At 62.3% G+C, this 21,203-nt stretch carries 17 protein-coding genes and 1 pseudogene; 15 read left to right on the top strand and 3 right to left on the bottom strand.

All coding sequences use genetic code 11. The features are described from left to right. Window positions 1-101 precede the first annotated feature (101 nt). From H0I86_RS04395 to H0I86_RS04355, 9 genes are all read left to right on the top strand, one after another. Window positions 102-539: a hypothetical protein gene (locus tag H0I86_RS04395; RefSeq protein WP_180924172.1), complete on the top strand. Its 438-nt coding sequence runs from the start codon at window positions 102-104 to the stop codon at window positions 537-539. Between the two features lie 113 nt (window positions 540-652). After that, window positions 653-2,278, top strand: coding sequence for an ABC transporter substrate-binding protein (locus H0I86_RS04390; RefSeq protein ID WP_009046971.1), 1,626 nt, complete (start codon window positions 653-655; stop codon window positions 2,276-2,278). A gap of 306 nt (window positions 2,279-2,584) precedes the next feature. Further along, window positions 2,585-4,186: an ABC transporter substrate-binding protein gene (locus H0I86_RS04385; protein WP_180924171.1), complete on the top strand. Its 1,602-nt coding sequence runs from the start codon at window positions 2,585-2,587 to the stop codon at window positions 4,184-4,186. A gap of 172 nt (window positions 4,187-4,358) precedes the next feature. Then, window positions 4,359-5,780: an OprD family porin gene (locus tag H0I86_RS04380; protein WP_180924170.1), complete on the top strand. Its 1,422-nt coding sequence runs from the start codon at window positions 4,359-4,361 to the stop codon at window positions 5,778-5,780. A gap of 82 nt (window positions 5,781-5,862) precedes the next feature. Beyond that, window positions 5,863-7,458 carry an ABC transporter substrate-binding protein gene (locus H0I86_RS04375; RefSeq protein ID WP_180924169.1) on the top strand — a complete coding sequence of 532 codons (1,596 nt, stop codon included), beginning with the start codon at window positions 5,863-5,865 and terminating at the stop codon, window positions 7,456-7,458. Window positions 7,459-7,531: 73 nt separating this feature from the next. Then, on the top strand, window positions 7,532-8,542 hold the full coding sequence (locus tag H0I86_RS04370) for an ABC transporter permease subunit (protein ID WP_096373073.1): 1,011 nt from the start codon (window positions 7,532-7,534) through the stop codon (window positions 8,540-8,542). Between the two features lie 11 nt (window positions 8,543-8,553). Then, window positions 8,554-9,480, top strand: coding sequence for an ABC transporter permease subunit (locus H0I86_RS04365; RefSeq protein WP_007927027.1), 927 nt, complete (start codon window positions 8,554-8,556; stop codon window positions 9,478-9,480). Between the two features lie 10 nt (window positions 9,481-9,490). Further along, window positions 9,491-10,459 (top strand): ABC transporter ATP-binding protein, encoded by a 969-nt coding sequence (locus H0I86_RS04360; protein WP_180924168.1) that lies wholly within the window; start codon window positions 9,491-9,493, stop codon window positions 10,457-10,459. Beyond that, entirely contained in the window at window positions 10,459-11,430 is a 972-nt protein-coding gene (locus H0I86_RS04355) for a peptide ABC transporter ATP-binding protein (protein WP_016701689.1), read from the top strand. Before H0I86_RS04360 ends, H0I86_RS04355 begins: the two co-directional genes overlap by 1 nt. A gap of 120 nt (window positions 11,431-11,550) precedes the next feature. Here the strand turns inward: H0I86_RS04355 and H0I86_RS04350 are convergent, their stop codons facing one another. Together H0I86_RS04350 and H0I86_RS04345 are read right to left on the bottom strand one after the other, a co-directional pair. Beyond that, complete coding sequence (locus tag H0I86_RS04350) at window positions 11,551-11,811, bottom strand: hypothetical protein (protein ID WP_016701688.1); 261 nt, start codon at window positions 11,809-11,811, stop codon at window positions 11,551-11,553. Between the two features lie 389 nt (window positions 11,812-12,200). After that, window positions 12,201-13,784: a peptide chain release factor 3 gene (locus H0I86_RS04345; RefSeq protein WP_180924167.1), complete on the bottom strand. Its 1,584-nt coding sequence runs from the start codon at window positions 13,782-13,784 to the stop codon at window positions 12,201-12,203. 498 nt (window positions 13,785-14,282) lie between these two features. On the opposite strand from H0I86_RS04345, the gene H0I86_RS04340 reads away from it, so the two are divergent. The 5 genes from H0I86_RS04340 (at window position 14,283) to H0I86_RS04320 (ending at window position 19,061) form a co-directional block, all read left to right on the top strand. Next, complete coding sequence (locus H0I86_RS04340) at window positions 14,283-14,999, top strand: ABC transporter permease (RefSeq protein ID WP_028681655.1); 717 nt, start codon at window positions 14,283-14,285, stop codon at window positions 14,997-14,999. 20 nt (window positions 15,000-15,019) lie between these two features. Further along, window positions 15,020-15,913 carry a glycine betaine ABC transporter substrate-binding protein gene (locus tag H0I86_RS04335; protein WP_180924166.1) on the top strand — a complete coding sequence of 298 codons (894 nt, stop codon included), beginning with the start codon at window positions 15,020-15,022 and terminating at the stop codon, window positions 15,911-15,913. 14 nt (window positions 15,914-15,927) lie between these two features. Then, complete coding sequence (locus tag H0I86_RS04330) at window positions 15,928-16,620, top strand: ABC transporter permease (RefSeq protein WP_180924165.1); 693 nt, start codon at window positions 15,928-15,930, stop codon at window positions 16,618-16,620. A 222-nt stretch (window positions 16,621-16,842) separates the two neighbouring features. Beyond that, on the top strand, window positions 16,843-18,000 hold the full coding sequence (locus H0I86_RS04325; protein WP_180924164.1) for an osmoprotectant ABC transporter ATP-binding protein OsmV: 1,158 nt from the start codon (window positions 16,843-16,845) through the stop codon (window positions 17,998-18,000). 200 nt (window positions 18,001-18,200) lie between these two features. Further along, the gene (locus H0I86_RS04320) at window positions 18,201-19,061 is read left to right on the top strand and encodes a zinc-binding dehydrogenase (protein ID WP_258019394.1); all 861 of its coding nucleotides are present in this window, start codon (window positions 18,201-18,203) and stop codon (window positions 19,059-19,061) included. Here H0I86_RS04320 and H0I86_RS04315 read toward each other — a convergent pair whose 3' ends face one another. Continuing rightward, window positions 19,062-19,745 (bottom strand): type 1 glutamine amidotransferase domain-containing protein, encoded by a 684-nt coding sequence (locus H0I86_RS04315; RefSeq protein ID WP_180924163.1) that lies wholly within the window; start codon window positions 19,743-19,745, stop codon window positions 19,062-19,064. Window positions 19,746-19,879: 134 nt separating this feature from the next. On the opposite strand from H0I86_RS04315, the pseudogene H0I86_RS04310 reads away from it, so the two are divergent. Then, a pseudogene (locus tag H0I86_RS04310) lies at window positions 19,880-20,852 on the top strand (LysR substrate-binding domain-containing protein). Window positions 20,853-21,203 lie beyond the last annotated feature (351 nt).

The following is a 21,203-nucleotide window of genomic DNA, read 5'->3' as shown; positions in this document are numbered from 1 at the left end:
GGGTCCATGGGGTTGCATCCACTCCCCATAGAAGGCGAGTTGTCCCGGCCCACAAGGCCAATCCTCAGATGCACCCTAGAAAAAGAAAAAATGAGGTTTGCATGCGTAAGACCTTTCCGCTCCAGGTTTGGCAGACAGCGGGGCTGATCCTCGGCATCCCACCGTCACACGCCACCCGCAACCTCCACAGTGACAACTTCACTGCGAGCCCCAACGTCAACACCGCCGACGATGCGCTGTTCACCCGCCATCGCCTGCAAGATCCCAGGCATCCGTTCTCCACGGCCTCCCCCGTCAAGCCGCCCTACTTCAGTCGGTCAACCCAATGCACCAAACATTTGCGCCAGGCAGGCAAGGCCAGGTGGCTCAACCAGAAGCCGGTCGACACCCGCTCCAGCGACGCACCAACCGGAGGCACGATTCGCCCTGGCCGCCCCGTAAGAAGGCAATCCATGCACCAGAAAAAACCAGCGCATACGGTCAAATTCGTCAATATTTATACAAATGCGTCATTCCTGTACGTTCGTTCCACTCCTTGATACTTGTGACAGCCCCGCATCTTGCATTGGGTATGGGGCCTGCATAAGTATCGGCGGGTCGACTCATAAGGTCGCCCTCTACACCAAAAATGACAACAAATCATGAGGCCACCATGTTCAAACAAGCAGTCATTCCGCTTTTAGTCAGCGCCGGCTTGCTCGCCAGCGCACCCTTCGCCCAAGCAGCGACTAACCTGGTGTTCTGCTCCGAAGGGAGCCCGGCCGGTTTCGATCCAGGCCAGTACACCACCGGAACCGACTTCGACGCCTCAGCAGAAACCATCTTCAACCGTCTCAGCCAGTTCGAGCGTGGCGGCACCGCCGTCGTTCCTGGCCTGGCGACCAGTTGGGACATTTCCGACGATGGCCTGACCTACACCTTCCATCTGCGTGATGGCGTGAAATTCCACACCACGCCGTACTTCAAGCCGACTCGTGATTTCAACGCCGACGACGTGCTCTTCACGTTCAACCGCATGCTCGACAAGGACATGCCGTTCCGCAAGGCGTACCCGACCGAATTCCCTTACTTCACCGACATGGGGATGGACACCAACATCACCAAGGTCGAGAAAGTCGACGACAAGACCGTCAAGTTCACCCTGAAAACCGTAGACGCCGCGTTCATCCAGAACCTGGCGATGAGCTTCGCCTCCATCCAGTCCGCCGAGTACGCCGACCAGCTGCTCAAGGAAGGCAAGCCGGGCGACATCAACCAGAAGCCGATCGGCACTGGCCCGTTCGTGTTCAAGAGCTACCAGAAAGACTCCAACATCCGTTACACCGGCAACAAGGAGTACTGGAAGCCTGAGGACGTGAAGATCGACAACCTAATCTTCGCCATCACCACCGACCCGTCGGTACGCATCCAGAAACTGAAAAAGAACGAATGCCAGGTCACCCTGTTCCCGCGTCCGGCCGACCTCAAGGCCCTGGGCGAGGACAAGACCCTCAAGCTGCCGCAGCAGGCCGGCTTCAACCTCGGCTACATCGCCTACAACGTGATGCCTGTGCTCAAGGGCCGCACCGACGCCAACCCGCTGGCCGACCTCAAGGTCCGTCAGGCGCTGGACATGGCGGTGAACAAGCAGCAGATCATCGACTCGGTCTACCAGGGCGCGGGCCAGCTGGCGGTCAACGCCATGCCACCGACCCAGTGGTCCTATGACGACACCATCAAGGATGCCAAGTACGACCCTGAGAAAGCCAAGGCGCTGCTCAAGGAAGCCGGCATCAAGGAAGGCACCCAGATCACCCTGTGGGCCATGCCCGTGCAGCGTCCGTACAACCCGAACGCCAAGCTGATGGCTGAAATGCTGCAGTCCGACTGGGCGAAGATCGGCCTGAAGGTCAACATCGTCAGCTACGAATGGGGCGAGTACATCAAGCGCTCCAAGGGCGGCGAGAACCAGGCGATGATCATCGGCTGGAGCGGCGACAATGGTGACCCGGACAACTGGCTCGGCACCCTGTTCGGCTGCGACGCCATGAATGGCAACAACTTCTCCAAATGGTGCGACAAGCCGTACGACGCACTGATCAAGCAAGCCAAGGCCACCCCGGACGTGGCCAAACGCACCGAGCTGTACAAGCAGGCGCAACACCTCCTCAAAGACCAAGTCCCGATGACACCTATCGCACACTCGACGGTGTTCCAACCCATGCGCGCCAACGTGCAGGACTTCAAGATCAGCCCCTTTGGCCTGAACTCGTTCTACGGCGTCAGCATCAGCAAATAAGGGTCTGCAACGGCGATGTCATTTGACGTCGCCGCTGCCTTACCTGCCAGGACTGCCGGAACTTCGAACGCTCTTCCTCTTGCTGCACCCCATCGTGGTGAGTACGGGCATTTCGGAAGTTCCCTACATGTCTTTCAGGCTCTTTGGCATTTACTACCCATGCGGCGACCCCTACCGTCAAAGCATGGAGTGGTGCATCCATTGCCCGGCATTTGCTGCAAGCGAGGACTTGGGATCGATGACATGACCGCCTCCGTATGAGGCGACTGCTCATCGATCAAAACAATAAAAGGGAGAGGGAGCATCATGCGTCATTCTCTGGTTTTATCCGCCCTGTTGGGCACCGGTCTGTTGACCGCAACCTCCGCCAGCCTGGCGGCCAGCAACAGCCTGGTGTTCTGCTCCGAAGGCAGCCCGGCCGGTTTCGACACCGCGCAATACACCACCGCCACCGACAACGACGCGGCGGAGCCGCTGTACAACCGCCTGGCGGAGTTCGAAAAAGGCGCGACCAATGTAGTGCCGGGCCTGGCCACCCGCTGGGATATTTCCGCGGACGGCCTGCAGTACACCTTCCACCTGCGCGAAGGGGTGAAGTTCCACACCACGCCGTACTTCAAGCCGACGCGTGATTTCAACGCCGACGACGTGGTCTTCACCTTCACCCGCATGCTCGATGCCGAGCATCCTTTCCGTAAGGCCTACCCGACCGAGTTTCCCTACTTCAACGGGATGAGCCTGAACAAGAACATCGCCAAGGTCGAGAAGACCGGGCCGCTGACCGTAGTGATGACCCTGAACTCGGTGGACGCCGCGTTCATCCAGAACATCGCCATGAGCTTCGCCGCGATTCTCTCGGCCGAATACGCCGACCAGTTGCTCAAGGCCGGCAAGCCCAGCGAGATCAACCAGAAGCCGGTCGGCACCGGGCCGTTCGTGTTCAAGAGCTACCAGAAAGACTCGAACATCCGCTACACCGCCAACAAGCAGTACTGGGACCCGAGCCGGGTCAAGCTCGACCAACTGATTTTCGCCATCAACACCGATGCCTCGGTGCGTGTGCAGAAGCTCAAGGCCGGCGAATGCCAGATCACCCTGCACCCGCGGCCAGCCGATGTCGAAGCGCTGAAAAAAGACCCGAAGCTGCAACTGATCGAAAAGCCTGGCTTCAACCTCGGCTATATCGCCTACAACGTTCGCCACAAACCCTTCGACCAGCTCGAAGTGCGCCAGGCGCTGGACATGGCGGTGAACAAACAGGGCATCCTCAACGCCGTGTACCAGGGCGCCGGCCAGCTGGCGGTCAACGCCATGCCACCGACCCAGTGGTCCTACGACACCAGCATCAAGGACGCCGCCTACAACCCGGAAAAGGCCCGTGAGCTGCTCAAGGCCGCCGGGGTCAAGGAAGGCACGGAAATCACCCTCTGGGCCATGCCCGTACAACGTCCCTACAACCCCAACGCCAAGCTGATGGCCGAAATGCTCCAGTCCGACTGGGGCAAGATCGGCCTGAAAGTGAAGATCGTCAGCTACGAATGGGGCGAGTACATCAAGCGCACCAAGAATGGCGAGCACGACATCAGCCTGATCGGCTGGACCGGCGACAACGGTGACCCGGACAACTGGCTCGGCACCCTGTACAGCTGCGACGCCATTGGCGGCAACAACTACTCCATGTGGTGCGACCCGCAGTACGACAAGCTGATCAAGCAGGCCAAGATCGTCACCGATCGCGAACAGCGCACGGTGCTCTACCAACAGGCCCAGCAGTTGCTCAAGCAGCAGGTACCGATCACCCCTGTCGCCCACTCGACGGTCAACCAGCCGTTGAGCGCCAAAGTCGAAGGATTCAAGGTCAGCCCCTTCGGTCGCAACGTGTTCTCGGGTGTCAGCATCGACCAATAAATGATTAGCCAGGCCGCTGGGGGCGATATTCGTCCCCACGCAAATCTGTTGCCTGGATTCGGCGATCACGCCTCATGCAAACGTTTGCGATGCCTTGAATGAGTTGTAAAGCAAAAGCCGGTCAACCCAAAAAGACCGGCATAAAAATAAAGAAAGCAAAGGAGCTTCACCCATGAAACCGAGCAACACCGCGTTACTGGCCCTGGCCATCAGCAGCATCACGGCCATGGCCCATGCGGAAAGCGTGAGCCAGGAATTCGTTCCGACGACCCTGGCCGGTACCAACGCCCAAAGCGAAGCCAAGGGTTTCATTGACGGACAGAGCCTTGGGGGCACTACCCGCAACTGGTACGCCAATGAACTGAAGCGTCGTGACGACACCTTCAGCTACAAGAAAAACAGCGTCAAAAACGATCCCACCGCACCCAAGACCCCGACCTCCCGGCGTATCAACTGGGTCCAGGGCACCATCCTCAACTACACCTCGGGCTTCACCCAGGGCACCGTTGGCGTCAGCACTGAAGTGGCGGCCTACAACGCCATCGCCCTGGATCGTGATCGCAAGGACATTGCCGGTGGCTCCAACCGTACCCTGGCGGACTCCAACGGCGACGCTGTAGATCAGTGGAGCAAACTGGGCCTGGCCAACGTCAAGTTCCGGGTATCGAATACCACGCTGACCGCCGGTCGTCAGAACTTCAGCACCCCGATCATCGACGTCATCGGCAACCGTGCGCTGCCTTCCAGCTTTGAAGGCATCAGCCTGCACAGCGAAGAGCTGAACAACCTGTCGTTCGACCTGGCCGGCTTCGACCGCGTTTCGCCACGCAGCGAACAGAGCCTGTCGAAATTCCGTACCGAGTACTCCGCCACCGGCGTGGAAACCGACAAGGTCTACACCGCAGGTGTGAACTACCAGCCGTTCAAGAGCCTGAAGACCAGCCTGTATGGCGCCAAGGTCGAAGACTTCTGGAACCAGTACTACTTCGGCGCCACCCACGAACTGGGTGACAGCCAGGTGCTGAGCCTGACCACCGGCCTGAACTACTACAAGACCGTCGACGAAGGCAAAAAGTTGATGGGCGAGATCGACAACGACACCTACTCGCTGTCGCTCGGCCTGGCTCACCAGGCGCACAGCCTGACCTTCTCCTACCAGCAAGTGAACGGTAACGAGTACTTCGACTACCTGCACGAAACCAACGGCATCTACCTGGCCAACTCCCTGCTCTCGGACTTCAACGGCCCGAACGAGAAATCCTTCCAGATCGCCTACGGTCTCAACATGGCCGAATACGGCGTACCGGGCCTGAAGTTCAACATCTACCAGGCGCGTGGCTGGGGCATCGACGGTACCCACTACCGTGGCACCGCCTACACCGACCCAGGCGCCAAGCGCGGCGACCTGAGCCTGATGGATGGCGAAACCCACTACGAATACGGCATTGGCGCGTCGTACGCAGTCCAGAGCGGCCCGCTCAAGGCCACCGCCATTCGTGCGACCTACACTACGCACCGGGCCAGCGAACACCAGGCCGACGGCAACATCAACGAGTTCCGCCTGGTCACCACCATCCCGTTCAACATTCTCTAAAAACACACCGGCTGGAATGGCGAACTCATGATGAATTCGCCATTCCAGCTACTCTGGTTCAACCGATTGCAGAGGGTTCTAGATGAAAATGCTTTCCCTGAGAGCGGCCATCGCTGCCGCACTGCTGAGCGCCGCCGCAGGCGTCTCGGCCAAGCCCTTGGTGGTCTGTACCGAAGCCAGCCCGGAAGGCTTCGATATGGTCCAGTACACGACTGCAGTCACTGCCGACGCGGTGGCGGAAACCATCTTCAACCGCCTGGTGGACTTCAAGCCCGGCACCACGGACATCGAGCCGGCCCTGGCCGAGTCCTGGGAGATCAGCCCGGACGGCCTGACCTACACCTTCCACCTGCGCAAAGGCGTCAAGTTCCACAGCACCGATTACTTCACGCCGACCCGCGAGATGAACGCCGACGACGTGCTCTGGAGCTTCCAGCGCCAGCTGGACCCGAAACACCCGTGGCATGACAAGTCCAGCGTGGGCTTCCCCTATTTCGAGAGCATGGGCTTCAAGGAGCTGCTCAAAAGCGTCGAGAAGACCGACGACCACACCGTGGTCTTCACCCTGACCCGTCGCGAAGCACCGTTCCTGGCCGACGTGGCCATGGCCTTCGCCTCGATCTTCCCGGCCGAATACGCCGACCAGTTGCTCAAGGCCGGCAAGCCCGGCGAGCTGAACAGCAAGCCGATCGGTACCGGCCCGTTCATCTTCCAGCGCTACGCCAAGGACGCCCAGGTGCGGTTCAAGGCCAACCCGGACTACTTCCGTGGCAAGCCGCCAGCCGACGCGCTGATCCTGGCGATCACCACCGATAACAACGTGCGCCTGCAGAAGCTCAAGGCCAACGAGTGCCAGGTCGCCCTGTATCCGAAACCCGACGACATCCCGAGCATCAAGGCCGACGCCAACCTGAAGGTCGACGACCTGGCCGCCATGACCGTGGGCTACGTGGCCCTGAACACCACCAAGAAATACATGAGCGACCCGCGTGTCCGTCAGGCCATCAACATCGCCTTCGACAAGGAAGCCTACGTCGACAGCCTGTACGGTAAAGGCAACGCGGTGGTCGGCACCGGTCCCTACCCGCCGACCCTGCTGGGCTTCAACGCCAGCCTGGGCAATCCGGCCCGCGACCTGGACAAGGCCCGCGCCCTGATCAAGGAAGCCGGCGTGCCGGAAGGCACGGTCTTCACCTTGTTCACCCGCAACGGCGGCGGCCCGACCAACCCCAACCCGCTGCTCGGCGCGCAGATGATGCAGTCCGACCTGGCGAAGATCGGCCTCAAGATCGATATCCGCGTCATGGAATGGGGCGAGATGCTCAAGCGCGCCAAGAACGGCGAGCACGACATGGTTTCCGCCGGCTGGGCGGGGGATAACGGGGACCCGGACAACTTCCTGACCCCCAACCTCAGTTGCGAGGCCGCCAAAAACGGCGAAAACTACGCTCGCTGGTGCAATAAAGCGTTCCAGAGCCTGATCGATCAGGCCCGCGCCGAATCCGAGCCGGCCAAACGGACCGCACTCTATGAACAGGCCCAGGACATTTTCGACAAGGAACAGCCCTGGATCCCCATGGCCTATCCGAAAATGTTCACGGCAATGCGCAAGAACGTCGAGGGCTACCACCAGAGCCCCCTGACCACCAACAACTTCGCTACTACCCAGGTGAAGTAGATAAGAAACGCCCGGCATCCCTGACCCCAGGGATGCCGGACACGCCTAACCGGCTGATGAGGTACACCAGAAGATGTTTAGTTTTATTGCCCGCCGTGTGGGGTTGTTGATTCCCACATTCTTCGGCATCACCTTGCTGACGTTCGCATTGATTCGCATGATTCCCGGCGATCCCGTGGAAGTCATGATGGGCGAGCGCCGGGTAGACCCTGAGATGCATGCCCAGGCAATGGAACGCCTTGGTCTGAACAAACCGCTGTACGCCCAGTACCTGGACTACATCGGCAAACTCGCCCAGGGCGATCTGGGTGAGTCCCTGCGGACTCGCGAGAGTGTGTGGACCGAATTCACTTCCCTGTTCCCGGCGACCCTGGAACTGGCCTCGGCCGCGATGCTGTTCGCCGCCGTGATCGGCCTGCTGGCCGGGGTGATCGCCGCGCTGAAACGCGGATCGCTGTTCGACCATGGGGTGATGGGCGTTTCCCTCGCTGGCTATTCGATGCCGATCTTCTGGTGGGGCCTGATCCTGATCATGTTCTTCTCCGTGAGCCTGGGCTGGACCCCGGTTTCCGGACGGCTCGACCTGCTCTACGACATCGAGCCGAAAACCGGCTTCATGCTCATCGACACCCTGCTGGCCGATGACACCAGCGCCTTCTTCGACGCCCTGCACCACCTGATCCTGCCGGCCATCGTGCTCGGCACCATTCCGCTGGCGGTGATCGCCCGGATGACCCGCTCCTCGATGCTCGAAGTGCTGCGCGAAGACTACATCCGCACCGCCAAGGCCAAGGGCCTGTCGCCCGCCCGCGTGGTGTTCGTGCACGGCCTGCGCAACGCGCTGATCCCGGTGCTGACCGTGGTCGGCCTGCAAGTCGGCACCCTGCTGGCCGGCGCGGTCCTGACCGAAACCATCTTCTCCTGGCCCGGCATCGGCAAATGGCTGATCGAAGCCATCGGCGCCCGGGACTACCCCGTGGTGCAGAACGGCATCCTGTTGATCGCCTGCCTGGTGATCCTGGTCAACTTCGTGGTGGACATCCTCTACGGCTTTGCCAACCCACGCATTCGCCACCAGCGCTGAGGACAATACTCATGAGCACTCCAACCTCCTCAGTAGCCGTATCCGCCGTGGCCGTGGATCAAAGCCTGCTGTACCCCTCGCCGTACAAGGAATTCTGGCAGGCGTTCTCGCGCAACAAGGGCGCGGTGGCCGGCCTGCTGTTCATGCTGCTGGTGATCTTCTGCGCGATCTTCGCGCCCTGGGTCGCCCCGCATAACCCGAGCGAGCAATACCGCGACTTCCTGCTGACTCCGCCGGTCTGGCTCGAAGGCGGCCAATGGCAATTCATCCTCGGCACCGACGAACTGGGCCGCGACCTGCTGTCGCGCCTGATCACCGGTTCGCGCCTGTCGCTGCTGATCGGCCTGTCGTCGGTGGTCATGTCGCTGATCCCGGGCATCCTCCTGGGCCTGTTCGCCGGGTTCTTCCCGCGCTTGCTCGGGCCGACCATCATGCGCCTGATGGACATCATGCTGGCCCTGCCGTCCCTGCTGCTGGCCGTGGCGATCGTCGCCATCCTCGGCCCGGGCCTGATCAACACCGTGATCGCCATCGCCGTGGTATCGCTGCCGTCCTACGTGCGCCTGACCCGCGCCGCGGTGATGGGCGAGCTCAACCGCGACTACGTGACCGCCGCGCGCCTGGCCGGTGCCGGCCTGCCGCGCCTGATGTTCATCACCGTGCTGCCCAACTGCATGGCGCCGCTGATCGTCCAGGCGACCCTGAGCTTCTCCTCGGCGATCCTCGACGCCGCGGCCCTGGGCTTCCTCGGCCTTGGCGTCCAGCCGCCCACCCCTGAGTGGGGCACCATGCTGGCCTCGGCCCGCGACTACATCGAACGCGCCTGGTGGGTGGTGAGCCTGCCCGGTCTGACCATTTTGCTCAGCGTGCTGGCAATCAACCTGATGGGCGACGGCCTGCGCGATGCGCTGGACCCGAAACTCAAGAACGCCGCCTGAGGAGATTCCCATGTCACTGCTAGAAATCAAGAATCTCAACGTGCGCTTCGGCGACGCCCAGGCCGTTCCCGTGGTGGATGGCCTGGACCTGAAAGTCGACAAGGGCGAAGTCCTGGCCATCGTGGGCGAATCCGGCTCCGGCAAGTCCGTGACCATGATGGCGCTGATGGGGCTGATCGAGCATCCCGGCATCGTCACCGCCGATGCCCTCAGCTTCGACGGCAAGGACATGCTCAAGCTCAGCGCCCGGCAACGCCGACAGATCGTCGGCAAGGACCTGGCCATGGTCTTCCAGGACCCGATGACCGCGCTGAACCCGAGCTACACCGTGGGCTTCCAGATCGAGGAAGTGCTGCGCCTGCACCTGAAGATGTCCGGCAAGGCGGCCCGCAAGCGCGCCATCGAACTGCTGGAAAAAGTCGAGATCCCGGGCGCCGCCAGCCGCATGGACGCCTACCCGCACCAACTGTCCGGCGGCATGAGCCAGCGCGTGGCGATTGCCATGGCGATTGCCGGCGAGCCGAAACTGCTGATCGCCGACGAACCGACCACCGCCCTGGACGTGACCATCCAGGCGCAGATCATGGACCTGCTGCTCAACCTGCAACGCGAGCAGAACATGGGCCTGGTGCTGATCACCCACGACCTGGCCGTGGTCGCCGAAACCGCCCAGCGCGTGTGCGTGATGTATGCCGGGCAAGCGGTGGAAGTGGGCAAGGTGCCGGAGTTGTTCGACATCCCCGCCCATCCCTACACCGAAGCGCTGCTGGCGGCGATTCCCGAGCACAGCATGGGCGCCGCGCGCCTGTCGACGTTGCCGGGCATCGTTCCCGGTCGCTACGACCGTCCGCAAGGCTGCCTGCTCTCGCCACGCTGCCCGTACGTGCAGGAAAACTGCCGTCAGAAGCGTCCAAGCCTCGATCCGAAAGCCGCCAGCCTCGCGCGCTGCTTCTACCCGCTGAATCAGGAGGTGGCGTAATGGCCGTCGTTCTTACCGCCCGCAACCTGACCCGCCATTACGAAGTGTCCCGCGGCCTGTTCAAGGGCCATGCGACCGTGCGCGCCCTCAACGGCGTGTCGTTCGAGCTGGAAGCCGGCAAGACCCTCGCGGTGGTCGGCGAGTCCGGCTGCGGCAAATCCACCCTGGCCCGCGCCCTGACCCTGATCGAAGAGCCGTCCTCCGGATCCTTGAAAATCGCCGGCCAGGAAGTCGCCGGCGCCGACAAGGCCCAGCGCAAGCAACTGCGCAAAGACGTGCAGATGGTGTTCCAGAGCCCTTACGCCTCGCTCAACCCACGGCAGAAGATCGGCGATCAGTTGGCCGAACCGCTGCTGATCAACACCAAGCTGTCGGCCAGCGAGCGGCGGGACAAGGTCCAGGCAATGATGAAGCAGGTGGGTCTGCGCCCCGAGCATTATCAGCGCTACCCGCACATGTTCTCCGGCGGCCAGCGCCAGCGTATCGCCCTGGCGCGGGCGATGATGCTGCAACCGAAAGTGCTGGTGGCGGACGAACCGACCTCGGCCCTCGACGTGTCGATCCAGGCCCAGGTGCTGAACCTGTTCATGGACCTGCAGCAGGAGTTCAACACCGCCTACGTGTTCATCTCCCACAACCTGGCGGTGGTGCGTCACGTTGCCGACCACGTGATGGTGATGTACCTCGGCCGTCCGGTGGAAATGGGCCCGAAAGAGGATATCTACACCCGTCCCCTGCACCCCTACACCCAGGCGCTGCTGTCGGCCACGCCGACCATTCACCCGGACCCGGACAAGCCGAAGATCAAGATCGTCGGTGAGCTGCCCAACCCGCTGAATCCGCCATCCGGCTGCGCTTTCCACAAGCGCTGCCCGTACGCCACCGAGCGTTGCAGCACCGAAGAGCCGGCCCTGCGCCTGCTCGACACTCGTCAGGTAGCCTGCCACTACGCCGAGCAGTTCCTCGGCTGACCCGGCAAGAAAAAGGCGCCGCGGTTGCCCGCGGCGCCTCATCAGTGTTGACCAAGCCCCTTCTGTCGGATTGCGCATCAGTCCGGCAGAGGGGGTTTTCTTTTTTCCGCAGACGCAAGCTCAGCCCTGGCTAGCCTCGTCTTCGCTGTCGGTATCCGGCTCGTCGGTAGTCGCATCGTCATCGTCCGCGCTGCCACCCTGCCCCTGATCGCCCGGCTCGGACTCCGACTTGGCGATCATCTGCACCCCGTTCTGCAGATGCCCAGGCCCCCAGAAACCCGGCACTCGCGCGGCCTGGTCACTGGCCCAGGCCGCGGACAGGCCAAGCGACAACAGCACCAGCACCTTGAGCAACAGCACAACCCGTTGGAAAACATTCATGCTGATTCCGTCCCTGTGCGTAGGTGAATCAATAATGGCCACAGGCCCTGACCTGCAAGGCGAGGCTTCGTATGAAACCTAGCCCCGAAGCCGGCGCTTTGCCAGATAGCAAGCTAGCTATCCGCCCGCTGGATAGACGGCTTTCGACTAGGCCTTAAAACCTCCGGTTATGCCCTGCTTCCGTAGGAGCCGCCGGTCGACGCTCGATTGCTCGCGATGGGCTACGCAGCAGCCCCAAACCTGACACCGCCGCTCGCCGGGAGACAATCATTGCCCAAACGAACGCCATCGCGGGCAAGCCTCGCTCCTACGGAGGCGGAATAATGCCAGGCATAAAAAAGCCCCGCGGTTTGGGCCGCGGGGCTTTTTTGTGAGGCGTCGCTCAGACCTTAATGATGCTCGCGGGTCGCGCGGAATTTCACGTCCGGCCAGCGCTCTTCCATCAGCGCCAGGTTGACCCGGGTCGGGGCCAGGTAGGTCAGGTGACCGCCGCCGTCCAGCGCGAGGTTTTCCACGGCCTTGTTGGAGAACTCCTCGAGCTTCTTCTTGTCGCTGCAATCGATCCAGCGCGCGGACCACACGGTGATCGGCTCATAGGAGCACTCGACCTTGTATTCCTCTTTCAGGCGGCTGGCGACCACATCGAACTGCAGCACACCGACGGCGCCGAGGATGATGTCGTTGCTGCGCTCGGGGAAGAACACCTGGGTCGCGCCTTCTTCGGCCAGCTGTTGCAGGCCCTGGCGCAGTTGCTTGGATTTCAGCGGGTCCTTCAGGCGCACGCGGCGGAACAGCTCCGGGGCGAAGTGCGGGATACCGGTGAAGCCCAGGGCCTCGCTTTCGGTGAAGGTGTCGCCGATCTGGATGGTGCCGTGGTTGTGCAGGCCGATGATGTCGCCGGCATAGGCTTCTTCGAGCTGCTCACGCTCGGAGGAGAAGAAGGTCAGCGCATCGCCGATGCGCACGTCCTTGCCGGTGCGCACGTGGCGCATCTTCATGCCTTTCTCGTACTTGCCCGAGCAGATACGCATGAAGGCGATACGGTCGCGGTGTTTGGGGTCCATGTTCGCCTGGATCTTGAACACGAAGCCTGTGAACTTCTCTTCCTGCGGCTCGACGGTGCGCTCGTTGGCCACCCGCGGCAGCGGCAGCGGCGCCCAGTCGACGACGGCGTCGAGCACGTGGTCGACCCCGAAGTTGCCCAGGGCAGTACCGAAGAACACCGGGGTCAGCTGGCCGTCCATGAATTCCTGCTGGTCGAACTCGTGGCAGGCGCCCTGCACCAGTTCCAGCTGCTCGATGAAACGCTCGTACTCGTCGCCCAGGTGGGCGCGGGCTTCATCGGAATCGAGCTTCTCGATGATCTTGGTTTCGGTGCGCTCGTGGCCGTGGCCGGCGGTGTAGACAATGATGTAGTCGCCCGCCAGGTGATACACACCCTTGAAGTCGCGGTAGCAACCGATCGGCCAGGTGATGGGCGCCGCCTTGATCTTCAGGACCGCTTCGATTTCGTCGAGCAGCTCGATCGGGTCGCGGATGTCACGGTCGAGTTTGTTGATGAAGCTGACGATCGGCGTGTCGCGCAGACGGCAGACGTCCATCAGGGCGATGGTCCGTGGCTCTACGCCCTTACCGCCGTCGAGCACCATCAGCGCCGAGTCCACCGCGGTCAGGGTGCGATAGGTGTCTTCCGAGAAGTCTTCGTGGCCCGGGGTGTCGAGCAGGTTGATCATGTGTTCGCGATAAGGGAACTGCATGACCGACGTGGTAATGGAAATACCCCGCTGCTTCTCCATCTCCATCCAGTCGGAGGTGGCGTGGCGGTCGGACTTGCGGGATTTCACCGTACCGGCAACGGCAATCGCCTTGCCCATCAGCAAGAGCTTCTCGGTGATGGTGGTTTTACCCGCATCCGGGTGGGAAATAATGGCGAAAGTGCGGCGTTTCGCGACTTCGGCGGCCTGTTTGGTCATGGGAAATCGCCTGGCAGGTGATTCAAAAAAAGGGCGGCGAGTATAGCGCAAAGCAAGCTCCACGGACCACCGTTCGGCCCGGGGCTGCTGGAATTACAGCCTGTCGCCGCTGCGAGGCTGCGATCGACTGCGCAGCAGTCGCAAAGCCAGGCAACGCGTTGTTTCAGTCGACTCCCGTGCTCCGTGTTTGCGAGGGCTGCGCTCGGCAACGGCTACAGGCGGCCAGGCATCAGAGATATCGGAGTAATGGGATTGAGGGTGGCCAAACGTTGCCAAATATGGAACCTTTTAAAAGGTGGAGGCGTCCACTCCCCTGTTACGAGCTTTTGTCAGGGGTAGAAAAATCAGCAAGTTAGCCTGACGAGGCTATGCGTATGGCTCGATCCGGCGCTGTTTCCAGCGCATCGGCGAGCTGCTTCTCGCGACCATTCTTTTGGCAGCCAGGCATGGCCTTGTCACACGAGAGAATGCTCGCCGACATAAAAAAGGAGTCCGCCTGTGGCTATTCGCTATGGCAAAGGGCTGATAGGAGGCGCGGCGGTTATCGCTCTCCTGGCCCTGCTGGTCCACTGGATCGGCATCAGTACGATCGAACACTACCGCGACGATCTGTTGTTTTACCTGCAAGCCCATCTGTACCTGGTACTCGCTTCAATGTTCGCCGCCCTCGTGGTGGGGATACCCGCCGGCATCTTCCTCAGCCGACCGCAGATGGTCGGGCGTGCCGAGCGCTTCATGCAGCTGTTCAACATCGGTAACACCGTCCCTCCCCTGGCCGTCCTGGCCATCGCCCTGGGGATCCTCGGCATCGGCAGCGGGCCGGCCATCTTCGCTCTGTTCCTCGCCTCTTTGCTGCCCATCGTGCGCAACACCTACGAAGGCCTGAAAAACGTCCAGGGTTCCCTCAAGGAAGCCGCCGTCGGCATCGGCATGACGCCGCGCCAGGTGCTGTGGAAAGTCGAGCTGCCCAACGCCGTGCCGATCATCATCGGTGGCGTGCGCGTGGCCCTGGCGATCAACGTCGGCACCGCGCCGCTGGCCTTCCTGATCGGCGCCAACAGCCTCGGCAGCCTGATCTTCCCCGGCATCGCCCTGAACAATCAGCCGCAACTGCTGCTCGGCGCGGCCTGCACCGCCTTGCTGGCCCTGCTGCTCGACGGCCTGGTGACACTGGCCAGCCGCCTCTGGCTGGAACGCGGCCTGCGCCCGTCTTAAGCCTGCGCGAAGGAATTCACATGAAAAAAATAGCTTTGATCATAGGCTGCGTCCTGCTGTGCGCGGGAATTGCCCAAGCCGCGCAAAAGCCGGTGATCCGCATCGGCGCCCGGGTCTTCACCGAGCAGACGCTGCTGGCGGAAATCACCTCGCAGTACCTGCGCAGCAAGGGTTACGACACCCGGGTCACCGGTGGCCTGGGCAGCAACCTGGCGCGTAGCGCCCACGAAAGCGGGCAGCTGGACATGCTCTGGGAATACACCGGGGTGTCCCTGGTGGCCTACAACCACGTGACGGAAAAACTCGACAGCCAACAGTCCTATGAGCGGGTCAAGGAACTGGACGGAAAAAAAGGCCTGGTCTGGCTGACCCCGTCGAAATTCAGCAATACCTACGCCCTGGCCCTGCCGAAAAACGTTGCGGACGCATACCCGCAGATCAACAGCGTCAGCGATCTGAAACACGTCCTCGACGCCGAGCGCCAGGACCACCACCTGATCGCCCTGGACACCGAGTTCGCCAACCGCTCCGACGGCCTGCAAGGCATGGTCAAGCTGTACGGCATGGACCTGACCCGCAGGAACATCCGGCAGATGGACGCGGGGCTGGTCTACACCGCCCTGCGTAACGGCCAGGTGTTCGCCGGCCTGGTCTACACCACCGACGGCCGACTCAATGCCTTCAACCTGAAGCTGTTGGACGACGACCTGCATTACTTCCCCGACTACACCGCGGCCCCCGTGGTGCGCCAGGCCTACCTCGACGCCCACCCGCAACTGGCCACCGACCTCAAGCCGCTGGCCGAACTGTTCGACGACGAAACCATGCGCCAGCTCAATGCCCGGGTCGACGTCGACCATGAAAGCCCATCCGCCGTTGCCGCAGATTTCCTGCGCCAGCATCCACTGAACTGAGAGAGGAGAAAGCCATGGAATTGCTCAACGCCTTTTCCCATCTCGACTGGCAGCAAGTCATCCAGCTGACCTGGCAGCACATCACCCTGGTGGGCATCGCCGTGACCCTGGCGATCCTCTTCGGCGTGCCCCTGGGCATCCTGATGACCCGCTTCCCGACCCTGGCCGGCCCGCTGCAAGCCAGCGCCACCGTGCTGCTGACCATCCCGTCGATCGCCCTGTTCGGCCTGCTGCTGCCGTTCTACTCCAGATTCGGCCAGGGCCTGGGGCCGCTGCCGGCGATCACCGCGGTGTTCCTCTACTCCCTGCTGCCGATCATGCGCAACACCTACCTGGCGCTGACCGGCGTCGAGCCGGGGATTCGCGAAGCCGCCCGCGGCATCGGCATGACCTTCGGCCAGCGCCTGCGCATGGTCGAGTTGCCGATCGCCGTGCCGGTGATCCTCGCCGGCGCGCGCACCGCCGTGGTGATGAACATCGGCGTCATGACCATCGCCGCCACCATCGGCGCCGGCGGCCTGGGTGTGCTCATTCTTGCTTCCGTCAGCCGTAGCGACATGTCGATGCTGATTGTCGGCGCGGTGCTGGTCAGTCTCCTGGCCATCTTCGCCGACCTGCTTCTGCAATGGCTGCAACGCTCGCTGACGAGTAGGGGGTGTTCGGTGCAAATGACGGGCGCGCCGTCGCCCCACAAAGCGCAAGACTAGGCATGAGGAGAGAAGTTTGGTTTTTCCAAATGAACGACGAATAACGACGGATTGCGCTTTGTGGGGCACGGCCCTTCGGGTTGGAGCTGTGATCGCTCCGGCCTGCGTTGCGGGACTTGAGAAGGGAACACCATTCCCTGCGTCCCACGCCTTGCCCGGAGCGATCACAACTCCAACGCGCTCCGTCATTTGCACCGAACACCCCCTACCAGGACTGCTCAAATGATCGAACTTCAAAACCTGACCAAGACCTTCCAAAGCAACGGCAAGACCATCACCGCCGTTGACTCCGTAAGCCTGACCGTCAACGAAGGTGAAATCTGTGTGTTCCTCGGGCCATCGGGCTGCGGCAAAAGCACCACCCTGAAAATGATCAACCGCCTGATCATGCCGACCTCGGGCAAGGTGCTGATCAACGGCGAAGACACCACCGGCCTGGACGAAGTGACCCTGCGCCGCAACATCGGCTACGTGATCCAGCAGATCGGCCTGTTCCCCAACATGACCATCGAGGAAAACATCGTGGTGGTGCCGCGCTTGCTGGGCTGGGACAAGCACAAATGCCACGAGCGCGCCCGCGAGCTGATGAGCATGATCAAGCTCGAACCCAAGCAGTACCTGCATCGTTATCCGCGTGAGCTGTCCGGCGGCCAGCAACAGCGGATCGGGGTGATCCGCGCGCTGGCGGCCGATGCGCCGCTGCTGCTGATGGACGAACCTTTCGGCGCGGTCGACCCGATCAACCGCGAGATGATCCAGAACGAATTCTTCGAGATGCAGCGGGCGCTGAACAAGACCGTGATCATGGTCAGCCACGACATCGACGAAGCCATCAAGCTCGGCGACAAGATCGCCATCTTCCGCGCCGGCAAGCTGTTGCAGATCGACCACCCGGACACCCTGCTGGCCCATCCGGCGGACGACTTCGTCAGCAACTTCGTCGGCCAGGACAGCACCCTCAAGCGCCTGCTGCTGGTGAAGGCCGAGGACGCCGCCGATAACGCACCGTCGGTCAGCCCGGAAACCCCGGTGGCCGACGCCCTGGAACTGATGGACGAACACGACCGCCGCTACCTGGTGGTGACCTGCGCCGAGAACAAGGCCCTGGGTTACGTGCGCCGCCGCGACCTGCACCGCCAGACCGGTACCTGCGCCCAGTACCTGCGCGAGTTCAACGCCACCGCGGCCTACGATGAACACCTGCGGATCCTGTTGTCTCGGATGTACGAGTTCAACCGTTCGTGGTTGCCGGTGCTGGACGCCGAGCGGGTGTTCCTCGGCGAGGTGACCCAGGAATCGATTGCCGCCTACCTCAGCTCCGGGCGCTCGCGGGGGATGAAGACCAATATCGTCTCGCCAGCCGAGACGGCGCTGGCCTGAGGCCTGTCCATCAACCCCGTGACATCACGCAAACGAGCCAGACCGAGGTCTGGCTCGTTTGTGCCATGACCGGAAAAACCACCACGCCCGAGTTTTTTATTCGCTGCATTTATGCATCGCAGCAGCGAGAAATCGCTGCGCGACTGCATCAACTCCCGCCCCTACCTTGAACGGCATCCCAATCATTCGAGGAAGCCCTCATGTCCCCCTCCATGCTCGCCATCGAAATCCAGCGCTCCGGCGGTCCGGAAGTGCTCCAGATGGTCCGTCGCCCCATTCCCGAGCCCGGTCCGCGGGAAGTCCTGGTCCGCCTGCGGGCCGCCGGGGTCAACGGCAAAGGCGTGTACGCCCCACCTCCCGGGGCTTCGAATGTTCCCGGCCTGGAGATTGCCGGCCAGATCGTGGCCGGGGGCAGCGCCGTGACCTGCTACGCCGTCGGCGACTCGGTCTGTGCCCTTATCCCCGGTGGCGGTTACGCCGAATACACGGTGGCGGACGAACGCACCACTCATGCACATTCCCCAGGGCCTGACCCCGAGCGAGGCGGCCGGTCTGCCCGAGGCCTTCATGACGGTCTGGTCCAACCTGTTCCAGCGCGGCAGCTTCAAGGCCGGCGAAAGCGTACTGATCCACGGTGGCGCTTCCGGCAGGAAGATTTCGCCGAGGTGATGATGCAGGCCACCGACGACAAGGGCGTGGACGTGATCGTCGATATCATTGCCGGGGACTATGTGGCACGCAATTTCGCCGCCGCGGCGACGTACGGCGGGATCGTGCAGATCGGCGTGCACAAGGGCGCGGCCCGGGAACTGAGCCGGTTCCCCTTGCTGAGCAAACGCCTGACGCTGGTGGGCTCGACCCTGCGCTCGCGCAGCCACGACGAGAAAGCCGAAATCGTCGCCGAGCTGGAACGGCAGGTCTGGCCGCTGATCAGCGCCGACCGGGTCAAACCCTATATATTCGAGCGGTTCGCGCTGGAGGATGTGCAGCAGGCCCACCGACTGATCGACAGCGGCCGGCATATCGGCAAGATCATCCTCCAGCTCTTTACCCGCGGCTGATCAGCCCGCCAGCGCCTTGAGCACCAGCGCCGCGACCGCCCCGCCCGACGCCGGGTTCTGCCCGGTGATCAGGCGTTGATCGGCCACCGCGAAGGATGCCCAGGGCTCGGCGGCCTTCTTGTAGATCGCGCCACGCTTGAGCATTTCGTCCTCGGTCAGGTACGGCACGTACTGATCGAGTTCGGCCAGTTTCTCCTCGGCGTTGGAGAAGCCGGTGGCTTCCTTGCCCTTGAGCAGCAGGCTGCCGTCAGACAGCTGGATGTTCAGCAGGCCCACGGCACCGTGGCACACCGACGAAACGATGCCGCCCGCTTCATAGATGCAGCTGGCGATCGTCTGCAGCGCCTTGTTGTCCGGGAAGTCCCAGACCACGCCATGGCCACCGGCGTAGTAGATCACCGAGTAATCCGCCGGGTTGACCTGCTCCGGTTTCAGCACCGAACCAAGCCGGGCCATGAACGCGGCGTCCTGGTACCAGGCCCAGTCGGTTTCGTCGGCCATGGCCAGGCTGTGGGGATCGATCGGTGTATAACCGCCCTTGGGGCTCACATAATCGACCGCGTAACCGGCCGCCTCGACCGCCTTGACGAAATGCACGGCTTCGCCCAGCCACAGGCCGGTGGCCCGGTTCAGCGTCGGGTACTTGGGAAAACTGGTCAGGACCACTAGCATTTTCTTGCTCATGCTTCACCTCACTGGACATGAATGGCTGCGCGGACCGGCCGCGCAGCCAAGGGAAAGCCACCTTAGCCAGCTCCACCCCGCGCACATAGCCGACGGGCCGCAACTGACTATTTCATTCTTGGAACAGCTCCACGATGTACGACCTGAACGAGCTGTACTTCTTTACCTGCATCGTCGAACACCAGGGAATAGGCGCTGCCAGCCGTAACCTGGGGATTCCCAAGTCCCGGCTCAGCCGTCACCTGAGCGCCCTCGAGGAGCGCCTCGGGGTGCGCCTGATCAACCGTTCCACGCGTCAGTTCAGCGTTTCGGAGCTGGGGCTGGAGTACTACCAGCATTGCCTGGCCATGCTCGAAGGGGCCGAGGCCGCGCAGTCGCTGATCGAACACAGCCAGGCCTCCCCCCAAGGGCACGGTGCGCATCGCCTGCCCCACCGCGCTGCTGAACTTCCTGGTGGCCGGCATGATCTCGCGCTTCATGGAGCGCTACCCCGAGATCAAGGTGCAGCTGGAAAGCACCAACCGCAGTGTCGACCTGCTGCGTGAAGGGTTCGACATTGCCCTGCGGGTCGACGTTCCACCGCTGGAAGACAGCAGCCTGACCCTCAAGCCGCTGTCCCGCAGCCCCCAGGAACTGGTGGCCAGCCCGGCGCTGCTGGAACGCCTGGGGCCGGTGCGGGCGCTGAGCGACCTCACGGGATTTCCCAGCCTGGACCAGGGGCCGGCCAACCACAGCTATTGCTGGCACCTGGAAGATGACCAGGGGATACAGGCCTCGGTGGCGCACAGCCCGCGGCTGATCACCGACGACATGATCACCTTGCGCCGCGTCGCCCTCGAGGGCGGCGGTATCGTGCAACTGCCCAAGCTGGTGGTGTTCAAGGACATGCGCAACGGCACCTTGCGTCCGGTCCTCGCCGGCTGGAAACCCAGGAGCGCCCAGGTCTATGCGCTGTTCGCCAGCCGTCGCGGCGTCATGCCCTCGGTCCGCGCGCTGCTGGATTTTCTCGCCGAGAACTTTCGCGCCCTGGACTTTGAAAATCTCTACGACGGCTATGCTTTGCGCGGCGACGAGGATGCCTGTTTCCTGACCGACTCCAGGCTCTGAACCGGCGGATCGGCAAGGTCAGCGGACAATGGCGAGGAACATCAGCCTGTCATCTGGGTCGGTTACATAAATGACTGACTCGGACCACGCGACGAACGCGTGCAAAAACGCGACATTTTTTGTTGATCTCAGGCCCCTCACGCCCTAAAGTTCGCGCCGAACGTCCATGCTGGAAACGATCCATCCGGCTCAAGTACTGACGACGAGACAGCAAGGCCAAGGGCAAATACGCCCGTGGCCTTTTTGCTTTCGGCGACATGCCTTGGGAAGTAGGCGAACCAAAGTGGGGATACGGAGGACGTTCATTTGCACCCATTGATTACTAACGTTTGCCAGTAGGAGCTCCCAGGT

Origin of the sequence: Pseudomonas chlororaphis subsp. aurantiaca (assembly GCF_013466605.1) — a bacterium.
In the GTDB taxonomy this organism is placed as follows: Bacteria; Pseudomonadota; Gammaproteobacteria; order Pseudomonadales; family Pseudomonadaceae; genus Aquipseudomonas; species Aquipseudomonas chlororaphis_I.
The sequence above is the reverse complement of the archived record's forward strand: the minus strand, read 5'-3'. Positions and strand labels throughout refer to the sequence as shown.

Bases quoted from the DNA above. Each gene is read 5' to 3' on its own strand.
- H0I86_RS04395 (WP_180924172.1), top strand. From the start codon at position 102: ATGCGTAAGACCTTTCCGCTCCAGGTTTGGCAGACAGCGGGGCTGATC.
- H0I86_RS04390 (WP_009046971.1), top strand. From the start codon at position 653: ATGTTCAAACAAGCAGTCATTCCGCTTTTAGTCAGCGCCGGCTTGCTC.
- H0I86_RS04385 (WP_180924171.1), top strand. From the start codon at position 2,585: ATGCGTCATTCTCTGGTTTTATCCGCCCTGTTGGGCACCGGTCTGTTG.
- H0I86_RS04380 (WP_180924170.1), top strand. From the start codon at position 4,359: ATGAAACCGAGCAACACCGCGTTACTGGCCCTGGCCATCAGCAGCATC.
- H0I86_RS04375 (WP_180924169.1), top strand. From the start codon at position 5,863: ATGAAAATGCTTTCCCTGAGAGCGGCCATCGCTGCCGCACTGCTGAGC.
- H0I86_RS04370 (WP_096373073.1), top strand. From the start codon at position 7,532: ATGTTTAGTTTTATTGCCCGCCGTGTGGGGTTGTTGATTCCCACATTC.
- H0I86_RS04365 (WP_007927027.1), top strand. From the start codon at position 8,554: ATGAGCACTCCAACCTCCTCAGTAGCCGTATCCGCCGTGGCCGTGGAT.
- H0I86_RS04360 (WP_180924168.1), top strand. From the start codon at position 9,491: ATGTCACTGCTAGAAATCAAGAATCTCAACGTGCGCTTCGGCGACGCC.
- H0I86_RS04355 (WP_016701689.1), top strand. From the start codon at position 10,459: ATGGCCGTCGTTCTTACCGCCCGCAACCTGACCCGCCATTACGAAGTG.
- H0I86_RS04350 (WP_016701688.1), bottom strand. From the start codon at position 11,811: ATGAATGTTTTCCAACGGGTTGTGCTGTTGCTCAAGGTGCTGGTGCTG.
- H0I86_RS04345 (WP_180924167.1), bottom strand. From the start codon at position 13,784: ATGACCAAACAGGCCGCCGAAGTCGCGAAACGCCGCACTTTCGCCATT.
- H0I86_RS04335 (WP_180924166.1), top strand. From the start codon at position 15,020: ATGAAAAAAATAGCTTTGATCATAGGCTGCGTCCTGCTGTGCGCGGGA.
- H0I86_RS04330 (WP_180924165.1), top strand. From the start codon at position 15,928: ATGGAATTGCTCAACGCCTTTTCCCATCTCGACTGGCAGCAAGTCATC.
- H0I86_RS04325 (WP_180924164.1), top strand. From the start codon at position 16,843: ATGATCGAACTTCAAAACCTGACCAAGACCTTCCAAAGCAACGGCAAG.
- H0I86_RS04320 (WP_258019394.1), top strand. From the start codon at position 18,201: ATGTCCCCCTCCATGCTCGCCATCGAAATCCAGCGCTCCGGCGGTCCG.
- H0I86_RS04315 (WP_180924163.1), bottom strand. From the start codon at position 19,745: ATGAGCAAGAAAATGCTAGTGGTCCTGACCAGTTTTCCCAAGTACCCG.